We start from the raw sequence: 12,119 nt of genomic DNA, 5'->3' as shown, positions 1-12,119 counted from the left end.
AGATGTGAAGCCACGAAACGCCCGAAAGGAAAACGGTTCCCGCTTCCGTCTCGATCCCTGAACGTTGTTACGGCACGATGTTCAGGGATTTTGTTTTTTGTGTGTCAGACGATCAACAGCAGTTTGTGTTTGGGTCGTGTAATGGCCGTGTACAGCAGGCGGTTGAAATCTGCCCTGGCTTTGGGATGTGCAAGATCGGCAATATCCACGATGGCGGTATCGTAAGTGCTTCCCTGTGATTTATGCACGGTACTGGAATATGCCTGCTTGATGTTGGCGAAATCATCCCGGAGTTTCCAGCCCAGCCGTGAATATTCCAGAGCCATTTGTTCATTTTTCTTTCGGGATTCTTGCGTGTATTGGCGAAAATACTGTTCCGCCTGCGCACGGACACGCGGCATTTCTTTAGGAACCCAGAGGGTGACAGGAACGCGCTGCGCAAAATGTCTTATGTCTGTGTCTTCATCATTATCAAAAATGGCGGAATCCATGATGACTTGCATTTTCCATGCAGCGATGGATGGCCAGTCTGGATGTGTACATTCCTGTACAGATTGTATGATGCCTTCACTGCCATTGGATAGTTCTATGCGTTGACCACGACTTTCTGTGATCGTGCGTTCCTGCAACACGATCCGTTCACCCGCCGTATAGGGCATTCGTTCCGATGGGAACAACGTGCTGTGCAACAAGCCATTATACTGGTCAACAGATTGGTTTCGCCACGCCAGAATGCGTATATTCTGATTTTTTTGGTCCCAGTCATATTGAAATTGATCTTTGGTAAAGACTTGCAAGGATTCTGCATCAGAATAATCATGCAGCTTATGGATGGGAAACGGTGTACCGTTTTGGATGCGAATATCGTGTGCCAGTTGCAGGATAGGTGAGTTTCTGTTTTGCCGGACTACTTCATTCAGGGTGAAGCGCAACAGGCGTCGATCTTGAAAAACAGGCGAAGGTTGGTGATTGCCTACGGGGGGCAACTGCGCCGGATCACCCAGGAACAGCAGGAATGCACGGGTTTCCATGAGCTTGTGGAAAAAAAGGGCGTTGATCATGGAGCATTCATCCACGATAACAACATTGAAATCGCGGATTTTGTTGTGATCCGATGATTGCTGAAGCGATTGTGTCCCGTCATGGAAACGCACCAGACGCATTCCAAGCAACGCATGAACGGTCATGGTCTCTGGCATCTCCTCGCATTGCTTTGCGAGTGTCTGGGTCAGAACACGCAAGGCTTTGTGGGTGGGTGCGGTAACAGCAATCCGGCGACCTTCTTCCTGCAATTGATGAATGATTTTCGCAGCGACATAAGTTTTGCCGCATCCGGCATAGCCTTGTAACAATGCGCCGCGATGACTTTTGTGGTGAATGGCGTCCAAAATGCCCTGATAGACTTTTTTTTGCCCGGATGTGAGTTTCGGTGTTTCTCGTACAGATTGTACCGGCGCTTTGTTGCGTCGATGTTTCTGAAGATCAATGATGGTGGCGGACATGATCGCTCCTGAAAAAATACGCTCTCAGGTGCTGGTGCCGTACGGTTTTCAGGCATTAAAAAACCCGCCCATGCAGCATGGGCGGGAATAGGTGCGCTACAAACAACGTCAGATCATCCACTCGATGATGTAGGTACACAGGTGTAACCCGCCGGGCACGCTGGATTATTGGCGGGTGGCGCATAATAGCTTGGTTGCGGCCGTTGATTTTGTGCGCGGTCATGTGCAACGCCATATCCCGCCAGACCGCCGAGTCCCGCGCCAATGGCCGCTCCGGCCAGCGGGCTGCCGGTCTGATTGCCGATGACCGCCCCGGCGACAGCGCCCAGCAAGGCACCACCTTCCGTACTGGACGTGGTGGCGTTGCTCGCATAGGGATTGTTTGCGCAACCGGAAAGACAACCGGCCAGGGCCAGAGCGATACACCCGGATCGGATAAATGAAGTAACGAACATGATGCACCTCCTGGACATGCAAAAGGGAAAAAAGCCCGGAAAAGGTTCCGGGCCAAGTCCGTTTTTGACCATCAAAAAAACGGATAGGGATACCACAAACCCTTGGTGCCGCAAGGTTTGGGGCACGTTAAACTCCTTTCAGAAAAGCGGCATCTGGGATGGATGATTTTTGACGAATGCTCGCATTCTATCCACGAGACGGGCATCCCAGGTGAGCGTTTCGTACCCTTTGATGGGCTGGTTCTGGGCATCCAGGGCGGGACGGCGATGGCAGATTTTTTTCGCCATTGGGTGTCGGCAGGATACGGTTGTCGGCCAGACGATAGGCCAGCCCCATGGCGCAGATAAAATCATTGACCGCATGGCCGTTGGGCCAATCAGTACTGAATCGCAAGTTCAGTTGCTCCGCTATCTGCGTAGCCGTGAATCCTCCCGCGACTAAGCCAGGGCTGTAGTCGGGGCTTCGTGCTCTGCCACGATAGCCTGCGCGTGCTGCCAGAGCGTGGAGAGCGTGACCGGGATTCTCGGTTGCGTCGCGGAACTTTTGCCGCGAGCGCACGCCTGGGCCTTTCGACCAATTCCCAACACCTGGGCGAAGAATCGCGCAGCGATGTTGTAGCAGGCGTTTAAATCGGCGTTGTAGCGTTTGCCGGTGGCGAACGTCACCCAGGACCAGTTGCGCGGATCCCGTTTGACCTTGCCGGAACCATCATAGGCATACTCCGAAGTCCCGGCCTGGTTGACGAACGTGACCAGCAGGCCGGCTTCCTCCGCCCGCTCCATGACCCGCTGTGCCAACAGGCGATGCAGCCAACCGTGGAAGCGTTGCCGGAGCGTGGAGCCCTTGCGACCAGCACGAGGCCGATAGCCCTGGAGATGTTCGAGCACGATGGCTTGCGCCCCGTGCTCTTGGGCGAACGCGATGATGTCACGGGACAGGTGTTGCGCCATGTCCCGGTTGCGATGGCGGGCCTTGCGATACATCGTCTTGCAGAAGCCCGCGCAGAGTTTGCCACTTTTGCCCATCGTCTGACGGGCCTTGTTCCGCACCCGCATCAACCCCTTGTCCCGACGGTCGATGTCCGCGCCCCGGTGAAAGAACTGCCGGGCCACGACCGTACCGTCTGCGGTGACAATGGATGCAGTGGCGGTCTTGCGAATGCCCAGATCGACCCCGCAGACGCGCTGCACGGCCTTTCTGGACGGGGACTGCACGGAAACCTTGAAGGGGATGGCGAGTTTGACACCTCTCCCATCGGCCAGCAGCGTCGGAGACAGGGCCTTGTTGGTGGACACCTCATGCCGATGCCGCTTGCCGGTAATGCGGAAGGTGCTCCAGATCCAGTCGGTGCCGGACCAGAGTTTGAGAGCCGCTGTATGATACGGCTTATCGAAGCGGGCACACTGGCCGCGATACAGGGGCGGATTGAGGGTATTCTCTCCGGTACGGCGCGGCGGCAGGGCATCGCGCCGCTTGCGCTGTCCACCGGCCCAGGTATCGTAGCGGGTGGAAAAAGAAGAGACCTGCCCCAGAGCCGCGACGATGGCGGCCCGGCGGAGATAACTCGGAAACTTGGGAAAACGGCGGTCGAAGAAAGGATATTTCGGGTTTGGGTTACGCCCGGTCGCGTGGATCAGTCTCTCGACGGCGGCGACCGGAAAAGGTCCGGAAACTTCCCGCTGATGCACCCAGAGCACGCCGATCAGGGCACGGGCATAGGCCCGGTAGAGCGCGACGGTTTCCTGTACCATCTTGCGCTGTTCCTGGCTGGCGGCGAGTGACCAGCGATCCGTGCGGATGACTTTCTGCATTGGTCCATGATACGCTTGGCCGCATGAAGAATCAACCCAATAAATCATCCTCTCATGCGGTATATGCGCTCAAGCTGCATATCGTATTCGTGACCAAATACCGGCGCAAGACGTTGACGCCGGATCTGCTGGCGTACCTGCGGGAAGCCTTTGCCGAAATTCTGGAAGGCTGGCGATGCACCCTGCTGGAGTTCGGCGGTGAAGCGGATCATGTGCATCTGCTGGTGGACATCCATCCCGCGCTCAACATCTCGACACTGATGAACAATCTGAAGACCGCCAGCGCCAGACGTGCCCGGAACCGTTTTGCCGAACACCTGAAACCGTTTTACTGGAAGCCGTATTTTTGGCATCGCGCCTATTATGTGGGCAGCGTCGGCGGTGCCACGCTGGAAACCGTGCGACAGTATGTGGAGAGTCAGGGAACCCAGGAAAAACCCCGCAAGGCTAAACGGCCCGCTTGACCCCCTCCTGGCCTACGGCCCAGGAAGGAGAATGCGCGGGCTAATGTTCAATGGCAGCATTACCTCTCCGGCAACACCGGAAGCCAGACGCAGTTCACCTGTACGAAAACGTATCTCGCAAAGGCGTTGCTGGTCTGGTATGAACAATGGTGACTGTTCCTGCATAAAAGAGACTCTCCATCAATAATTACAAAAGTGGGTAAGGTTTACAAGCTATTCTCAGCCTGTAACTTCTGAATCCTTGGTGCCGCATTTTTAGATGGTTACGCCGTTTTGTCCCACCAGTGATACAGATTCGGGCAGCCTACATACAGGCGTTTTCGCCCGCGCGTAAAAGCGACATAACGCAGGTGGATGTCTTCGCGGTTGTCGAAACGCAGATGGTTTTCCTCAATAAAAAAGCGCCGTTTTTTGCGAACTTGCGCAGGTGTCGGTTCCAGGCTGGCATCGAGATCAGCGTCGATGACCACGCAATCCCATTCCCGCCCCTTGGCTCGATGCGCGGTCGTCAGGATGACCTGGGCCTGATCTTCCCGATTTTCTCCCCGATTCAGGGCGTCGAGCATCGCGCCGAATCCCGGGTGCCGATAGAGCTTCAGCAGTTTCGCCGCGTCTCCGTCCGGGACGCTGGACGCTTCTTCTTCCAGTTCCGACCATTGGCGATAGGCAGACAATGGACCTTTGGGATCGAACTTGCCGGATTTGAGTTTCATGGCCGCGTAAATCAGGGATTTTTCGTCACGGCCCTGCCCGACAATGTGAAAAGACAGCCCCTGTTCGATGCACTGTACAGCGACTTCCAGCAAGGTGACGTTGCTGAACGTGATCCAGGCCAGTGTCGGGAAATGTCGAAGAAAAGGACGCGGGTTTCGGGAACTTGTTGGCGCAGGGGTAATTTCCGTCTGGCCGGTTCCCTGCACCGGGCGCTTTTCTCCCAGAGTGGACAACAAGCGGCTGGCAAGGTCCGCCGGTGCATCGCCGAAGCGAAAACTGCGGGTCAGATAATCCGCATGAGTATGGTCCTGCTGCCCCACATGCTGGAGCGCATCCACCGCCCCGCGCCAGGAATAGATGCTCTGGTACGGATCGCCCGCCCACCATGTCACCCCTTGCGGCTGATGAAAAAGTGATCCCAACAGGGCCGGATTGGTGTCCTGCGCCTCATCCACCAAACGATGAAAATACGGCAACGGCTGCTGCATCAGCGTCCATGCCTTGAAATAAAAATCATGGGTGATGGGAATCTGGAAATTCAGCATGGCGTCCCAAATGCGGCCAGCATGTTGCACCATATCCTCTTTTTTCCAACGGTGCGGCATGGCCGGCAGGTGTTGCGGTCCGATTTGCAGATCGCCTGAACCGCAAAAGCGGCTCAAGGTGCGCATGGCGATTCCGGCAATCGCCAGACCATCTTTTTGCGGGAATCCGGGCACTTTTTCCAGAATCAGAGGCAGGGACACGCGCCCCCGATCCTGCTTCAGACTGGCGCGTACCCGTCGGGATATGTCGGTGGGCAAACTTTCCAGCGCCAGTTGATGGGTGGTCATGGCCTTGAAGTGCGGCGGCAGCTTGTGGCGAATATCCTGCACAATGGCCTGATTGAAAGCCAGATAGAGTCCCGGTCCCGGCAGCAGGCGCGCGATCTCGCTCAGGATGAACGACTTGCCGGCACCGGCATAGGCGTGCAGCAGTACATGGTGTACCGGTTGACCATTACCTGCACTGCGCACGAAATCCAGAATGCGGGCCTGTTCTTGGGTCAGTTGCATGGCAATCTCCGTTGTGATGGGGGCATATCCTTTGGTGCCGTAAATCTTTTCGTATCCTGCCCCTGATCCCAACAGGCATTGCAACTTGCAAGGATTGTTTTGCATCGCGCATGGTTACAGAGTTACCATGTGGCGGTTATAGATCAGGAAGCCCGTATCCCGGCAATGCGAGGCCCATACATCATGCAGATAGACGAGATTTTTGAGCGGCAACGCGCTGAGCGTGAGGCAAAAGCCCGGAAGTGCGCCGCCGATGCATTGGCGAGGATGGCGGCGCAGGGCATCGAGGCAAAACTCATCGGTTCGCTTTCCGAAGCCTCGGAGCGGTCATTCAGTCGATATTCCGATGTCGATTTTCTGGTGGTACATCTGCCCTCGGAATCCTGGCGCTATCGTGTGGAGGGGATCGTCGAAAATGTCATGGATGGTCTGCCTTTCGACGTGGTGTACCTGGATGAAATCCCCGAAAAGGAGCGTGGAGCATGGCGATTATTGTAAAAAATCCATTGTTCCTGCGTATTGATCGGGAAATCCATGCGATTCTGGTGGAAATGCAGATGCTCGGATATGCGCGTGATTATTTACAAACACCAGACATGCGCGTTACAGCAGACGCATCCAGGTTGTATCCCATTATTGTTGCGGGGACCGCATCGACTATCGAAAAAGTATATTCCGGGATGGAAAGGTGTTTAAAAATGCTTGCACAAGACATCGACGGCTATGTTCCCAGCGGAGATTCCTGGCACAGGGACTTGTTGGTGCAAGTCGCTCATCCTGTACCTGGCATTCGTGACATACCCATCATTAGCGAAGACACATTACAGGCGCTTACGGTTCTTAAGGATTTTCGTCATCGTGAACGGAATCTCTATGGTAGCGATCTGGTAGTGGATCGCGTCATAGATTTGGCGGGCAAGGCACAGAATGGGTTGGAAAAATTGAATCGTGATCTGGAAATATTTGGACGACGGATAGGCGCTATAGTGGAGAAATCGCCACCATCCTCCGGCCCATGTATGTAGTTTAATGGTTTTGCCATTCAGTGCTATGCTGGATCTATCGGTAACGGGAATGTCCAAAGGAGGGATTATGGATTCCATTTTACGGACAAGCCAACAGACTTCCGTGCCAGGTGTCCAGCCAAATCATTTTGGTAGTCATGATGCAAAATCATCATCGCAATCTCTGCAACCGAAGTTGTTCACCTTACTCTGCCACCCCGCACCAGAGACTTCATTGCGAGAAATGGAACCTGCCGTAGGTAAGTTCGTGCGTTTTGCGGACCCGGAACGAGATCATTTCGTCTTGCAAGCGGAAATGGAACCCGTTCTGCAAGCGGAAGAATGGCCAGCGTTGCAACGTGGCGGCTACCTACTCGATCTGCTGGTTTATTTCTCACCACATCAAGATGCCTGGCAGCCTCTCCTGTTACCCTGGCTGGATGAGATGGTCCAGAAGAAGTTGCCCAAATCCCTTCCACTCCTGGCATTCTTCCCCAGGGATAGCCGACAGAATCCTGCGGATGCCTTGGCCGCCCGATGGCGACTTTCCTCTGGTGTGCTGTATGACCGACTGCAACGTCTATTGGTGCCACCCCATGTCTGCTGATTTTCCGCGCTTACGGACGGAACGGCTTATTTACCATGCCGCACGAGAACTGATCCGGCAAACAGAATATCGCATGGCCGGAAAATTGAATAAACCCATACATCTGATTTTGGCTGGCGGCGCGGCCATGTCATTATATTTTCCCATCTTTAGATGCTTTCGCTTCAAAATCAGCCATAATATGGCTTATTTTTTTGAAGATGCGGTCTACTTCATAACACTGCATTTCCGCCACTCCTTTGTTGAAATTATTGTCGATTTCATAGTCGGCTATTACACGGCGCGTTTTGCATTGATCCAGCAAGCGGGCAATAACTTTTAACCTATCAATACCAGAATAATTGATGTGGCAAATAAGACGTTCATGACTTCCTTTCTTTTCATTACATCGTGGATGCAATCGACAAAGACTGTTTGCCATTCGTGCTGATTGGTGATAAGCAGCATAGTAAGCCCTGCTGGAAGCATTGCGCCAATCCATTTCCTTTCCAGACATTATGCAAGATTTTGCACTGTCCAAAAAATCAAGCGGTTCAATCGCCATAATAATGCTCCGCATTTTCGATTTTCGCAGACGCATAAGTAATGACAAGCCCATTATCTAAAGCGAAATATTGTAGCGTTTTTTCAATGAATTTTTCGTTAATATTGGATGTTTTTTCGATAGGAATATCCAGACCAACATCATAGGCTAAAAAAGGTTTACCATCCCATTCCATCGTGTTAAACCGCCTCCAACGAACCGTAGATGATACATTTGATGCTAACTCTCTGATCGTTTCATAGGCTGCCTCAATCGCATGGGAAAGCATGTCATCATTCAATCCTAGTTCATTACATACACCGGCCACATCATCAATTCTGGTCGCCATCACATTGTCTGTTTCTGGACTGATTTTATGCCAACGATGTTCTAACATCTCCGCAGCTTGGTGGACACGACCGGAATAAAAAGCACTCCGAACAGCTAACTCCAACAGGCTTTTGACATCCGGGAATTTTTCGAGACTTTCCTGGGCAAGTTGCCAAGCTTCCCGATAAAATCCGGAACGCTGCAAAGAAACGATATAATTCTCATAAGCCATATAAGACTGGCTGTCCAGGTTGATAGCTATTCGGTGATGTTGATGCATCTCGGCCACATTCCCCTCCATACAGGACAGGATACCCAGAACAATATGAGAAGCGGCAGGATCGGCATGCATGGCCGCCTGCGCTTCATTACGCAAACGCCTAAGACTGACTTGATCCAACGGCCTATGTTCTAGCAAAGCAACCGCCTGTTCTATAAGGGTGCCATGTACGGGTTGTGTTGCTATCATCGGTTCTTTTGCGTCCATTTAAAAACCAATGACAGTCTAATTAAAACTAACGATTCCTGCAAACGAACAACTTTGCATGAAAAATCAAATCACTAAGAAGCGTAAAAGTCTAAGCCGCGCAGCATTTGGTGATTTCCAGCGGTGAATGAATCACCGAATGCGCCACTCCATCCAGCACCCAGGGCTTGCCGAGAATGGCCGTGTACTGCATTCCATCCCGATACTTGCTGGGTCGTTGCAAAACACCCGGACGATTCGGGTGTTCCCGCCATGCGGGTTGAACGTGCAGCGTGTCCAGTGCTGCATTGCTCAAATCCAGCGACCATGCAAAGGTGCTGTAGCGATCATAACGGTCATTGAGATTGTCCAGAAATCGTGAGGCCGCTTCCGTGTCCCAACGATGCAGCGCCATCAATCTTTGCATGGTTTTCTCGTAATGGCCCTGTATGTGCGCGAAAGCCAGATGAAACATGGCGTGACAATCCTTGCACAGAATGACAATGCCTTTCAGTCGCTGAATCCCCTGATTCCCGAATTCCGGCAGGTGATATTCCCATAACTCGTGCGCTTCCAGATAACGTTTTTGGTGACGCCCACACGACTGACAGACGTGATTGACCTTTTCGATGAGCGGCTTGCGAATGGCCGACCAGTCCTTGGCCGTCAGCAGGTTACACAAACTGCTGCCATGTGAAGATTTGGGAATCAGATCACCACAAAAAACCGGATGCTGACGCAACACACCGGGTAAAACCGATCCCGCATCCTGCGGCAACGGCTCCCCCCGATGGATGACGCGACCATCCAGCAAATGGAAGGAGTTGCCGAACAACGAGTGAATGTCTCCCCAGCCCCGAATCGGCGGGGATGGGGGGTAGGGAAACGGAACGTGTCGATAACGCATTTTCTTCATCCCTGCGGCGTGACAGTTTTGTTGACTGCCCCCGGAACCTTGGCACCCGTAATCGGGTTCCCGGAGACAACGCCATGCGTGTCAATGGCCTTGCCGGGAATGTTCTGCCCCTGCGTTCCTTCGCCGTGCGACTGCAGGGCGGACTTCAGATGCGCGTCATCGGTCTGCGCACCCTGGGCATTGGCCCAGCGCATGACCTTGTCGGGGATGAGATAGATCAGTTCATAACTTTTCCAGGTGGCAATCACCAGAAACGCCGCGTACAGTATGGCCGAACCCAGAAAATCCATCGGTCCCAGAAATCCGCCGCCGCTGTTGGTCATGGCCGACAAGACGGCATTGCCCAATGTGGCATTCAGTATCCAGGCGAACGCATAGGTGAGACCCGTACCCGCCATGAAGCCGACCAGCATCAGCAAGGGCCGGAAAACGATGCTGGTGGCCAGCAGGTATCCGGTGGACCCGTACCCGAAAAACTCATGACCTTCCGGGTGCATGTGCATGACCGCCCAGATCGGCGCTGCGGCCACCATTTCGACAAACAGAATCGCCGTGGTCAGTAAGGTGATGGTCCAGATCAGATACGGGATGAGCGGAATGAAAAACGAGAGCAGATAGCCGATGCCGAAAATCCACATGGCAATGTGCATGGCGAGTTCTCCCACGACAACTCCCAATTTTCCGAGTGCTGCACCGCCGACCAAGCCTGCCGCAGAATGGTCGACCCCTGCGCCAGCGCCTATCCCGAGCAATGCCGCCGCAAAAACGGCTCCGGCAAAGACTTCCATCGCCGTGCCAATGGCCTGTACATGCTCGATAGGATTCTCTCCGCCGGGTGCTTCCATGATGCCTTCGACGGTATCCACCCCTGCTTTGCTGAACAGTGCTCCCAAGGTTCCCGGTCCGCCTTCCGTGGGCATGAGCTGACCATTGGCATTCAGTCCCGTAGAATGCGCACTGTCCACAAAATCATGGACCCGCTTCATTTCCGCATCGTAATGTGAGCTAAACATTTTACCGGCGAACTGCGCCCAGGACGGGCTGACAAAATTTCCGGACGTGGATTGATTCAGGGCTTCTTCCGCTGCCTGATTCCACTGGTTGATTTTCCAGAACCATTCTCCCGCCGTGGCGAAACCGTACTTTTGCGCGGACGCGGCATATCGTTTGATGCCTGCGGCGAATACCTGCTGCGCCCGGGCTTTTGCCGCCGTGGTCAGTGCCTTGTCATAGGCATTGATGGCATTGTTCCAGGCAGCCGATGAGGGTGTCTGGTCCTGGCTGATGGTCGTCGCTATACCGCTGAGGGAACTGAGCAGGGTGGGCAGAGCCTTGGTCGTGGCCTTGTAAATGGCACCGCGCAATTGCGATCCGGTACTTTCCGCCGCCCCGTCAAGAGGGGCCGCATATTTCAGGTTGCTTTCCCAGGTCAATCGGCCACAAACGTCGGTCAGCCCGGCGGCGGGCATCAACGGCATGAATTGCGAAATGATGGATGCGCCGGTAGTGCCCCAGACATAACTGTCATACGAAGGCACATAATAGCCGGTAGCGATGGAGGCCACCCCGGGCAGCACTTCTGCGGGATTGTCCACCAGCGATTTTCCGGCATCCGCCAGTACTTCGGGTGTCGGCCCGCTACGGCTGATGAGATCGCCTATATGGAGATGGGAGGTTGTGGCGTTGACGGACCGTTCGCAGACCTGCGCCGTCAGGACCGATCCGGCCAGATTGCGGATGTTTTGCCGGGGAACCACCAGTGTTCCCAGGGCGTTGGTCTCGATATGCGGCACGATGACGTTCCAGCCGGTATCGGCAATACCGATGCCGACGAACCCGAACAGCCAGATGACGATGATCTGGATCGCCGACAATCCCGCGAATCCGGGAACGGGCAGCAACACCGCCGCGCCCATCAGTGTGCGTACAGGAATGGTGTGCTCGTTCCAGTTGCCCATGACCTCACCGGAACGTGCCGTTTTGATGATCGAGCCGAAAATCGTGTAACTCGCCAGCACTCCACCGATGAAAAGGACTACCGCATTGATCCATGAAAGGATGCTCACGATGGAACCCGTCCAGGAATCCACTTGCGCCTTGGTAATCTCTGCAACCGCAGGAATCACCTTGTTACCAACGATCTGTTCCAGCATTTGCCCGAACAAATCATCCGTAGCAGGCTTGATACCAAACCCATGCGCCCATGCCGCCTGACTGACGAAAAATAGAAGTAAAAATAACCAGTAATGACTGATTTTGATACGCATAGCG

At 54.0% G+C, this 12,119-nt stretch carries 12 protein-coding genes; 4 read left to right on the top strand and 8 right to left on the bottom strand.

Features of this window, described 5'->3' with window-relative positions:
- Positions 1-104: 104 nt before the first annotated feature.
- From ACJU26_RS05915 to ACJU26_RS05905, 3 genes are all read right to left on the bottom strand, one after another.
- Entirely contained in the window at positions 105-1,502 is a 1,398-nt protein-coding gene (locus ACJU26_RS05915) for an ATP-dependent DNA helicase (RefSeq protein WP_414041594.1), read from the bottom strand.
- A 113-nt stretch (positions 1,503-1,615) separates the two neighbouring features.
- Complete coding sequence (locus ACJU26_RS05910; protein ID WP_414041593.1) at positions 1,616-1,957, bottom strand: YMGG-like glycine zipper-containing protein; 342 nt, start codon at positions 1,955-1,957, stop codon at positions 1,616-1,618.
- A 438-nt stretch (positions 1,958-2,395) separates the two neighbouring features.
- On the bottom strand, positions 2,396-3,769 hold the full coding sequence (locus tag ACJU26_RS05905) for an IS200/IS605 family accessory protein TnpB-related protein (RefSeq protein WP_414041592.1): 1,374 nt from the start codon (positions 3,767-3,769) through the stop codon (positions 2,396-2,398).
- A gap of 23 nt (positions 3,770-3,792) precedes the next feature.
- Between ACJU26_RS05905 and tnpA the strand changes: the two genes are divergently transcribed.
- Complete coding sequence (gene tnpA, locus ACJU26_RS05900; protein ID WP_414041591.1) at positions 3,793-4,233, top strand: IS200/IS605 family transposase; 441 nt, start codon at positions 3,793-3,795, stop codon at positions 4,231-4,233.
- Between the two features lie 263 nt (positions 4,234-4,496).
- On the opposite strand, the gene ACJU26_RS05895 is transcribed toward tnpA, so the two are convergent.
- Positions 4,497-6,002: a UvrD-helicase domain-containing protein gene (locus tag ACJU26_RS05895; protein WP_414041590.1), complete on the bottom strand. Its 1,506-nt coding sequence runs from the start codon at positions 6,000-6,002 to the stop codon at positions 4,497-4,499.
- A 129-nt stretch (positions 6,003-6,131) separates the two neighbouring features.
- Between ACJU26_RS05895 and ACJU26_RS05890 the strand changes: the two genes are divergently transcribed.
- The 3 genes from ACJU26_RS05890 (at position 6,132) to ACJU26_RS05880 (ending at position 7,613) form a co-directional block, all read left to right on the top strand.
- On the top strand, positions 6,132-6,500 hold the full coding sequence (locus tag ACJU26_RS05890) for a hypothetical protein (protein WP_414041589.1): 369 nt from the start codon (positions 6,132-6,134) through the stop codon (positions 6,498-6,500).
- The gene (locus tag ACJU26_RS05885) at positions 6,485-7,027 is read left to right on the top strand and encodes a hypothetical protein (RefSeq protein ID WP_414041588.1); all 543 of its coding nucleotides are present in this window, start codon (positions 6,485-6,487) and stop codon (positions 7,025-7,027) included. The genes ACJU26_RS05890 and ACJU26_RS05885 overlap by 16 nt, the downstream gene beginning before the upstream one ends.
- Before the next feature lie 214 nt (positions 7,028-7,241).
- Positions 7,242-7,613: a hypothetical protein gene (locus tag ACJU26_RS05880; protein WP_414041587.1), complete on the top strand. Its 372-nt coding sequence runs from the start codon at positions 7,242-7,244 to the stop codon at positions 7,611-7,613.
- A 133-nt stretch (positions 7,614-7,746) separates the two neighbouring features.
- Here the strand turns inward: ACJU26_RS05880 and ACJU26_RS05875 are convergent, their stop codons facing one another.
- The 4 genes from ACJU26_RS05875 to ACJU26_RS05860 all read right to left on the bottom strand — a co-directional run bounded on the left by ACJU26_RS05875 (position 7,747) and on the right by ACJU26_RS05860 (position 12,115).
- Complete coding sequence (locus ACJU26_RS05875) at positions 7,747-8,157, bottom strand: hypothetical protein (protein WP_414041586.1); 411 nt, start codon at positions 8,155-8,157, stop codon at positions 7,747-7,749.
- Positions 8,147-8,953 (bottom strand): hypothetical protein, encoded by an 807-nt coding sequence (locus ACJU26_RS05870; protein WP_414041585.1) that lies wholly within the window; start codon positions 8,951-8,953, stop codon positions 8,147-8,149. Before ACJU26_RS05870 ends, ACJU26_RS05875 begins: the two co-directional genes overlap by 11 nt.
- A 91-nt stretch (positions 8,954-9,044) precedes the next feature.
- On the bottom strand, positions 9,045-9,839 hold the full coding sequence (locus ACJU26_RS05865; protein WP_414041584.1) for a hypothetical protein: 795 nt from the start codon (positions 9,837-9,839) through the stop codon (positions 9,045-9,047).
- A gap of 5 nt (positions 9,840-9,844) precedes the next feature.
- A complete protein-coding gene (locus ACJU26_RS05860) occupies positions 9,845-12,115 on the bottom strand; it encodes a DotA/TraY family protein (RefSeq protein ID WP_414041583.1) in 2,271 nt (756 codons plus the stop codon).
- Between the last annotated feature and the right edge of the window lie 4 nt (positions 12,116-12,119).

Origin of the sequence: Acidithiobacillus sp. M4-SHS-6, assembly GCF_047421495.1 — a bacterium.
Lineage (GTDB): Bacteria > Pseudomonadota > Gammaproteobacteria > Acidithiobacillales > Acidithiobacillaceae > Acidithiobacillus.
The sequence above is the reverse complement of the archived record's forward strand: the minus strand, read 5'-3'. Positions and strand labels throughout refer to the sequence as shown.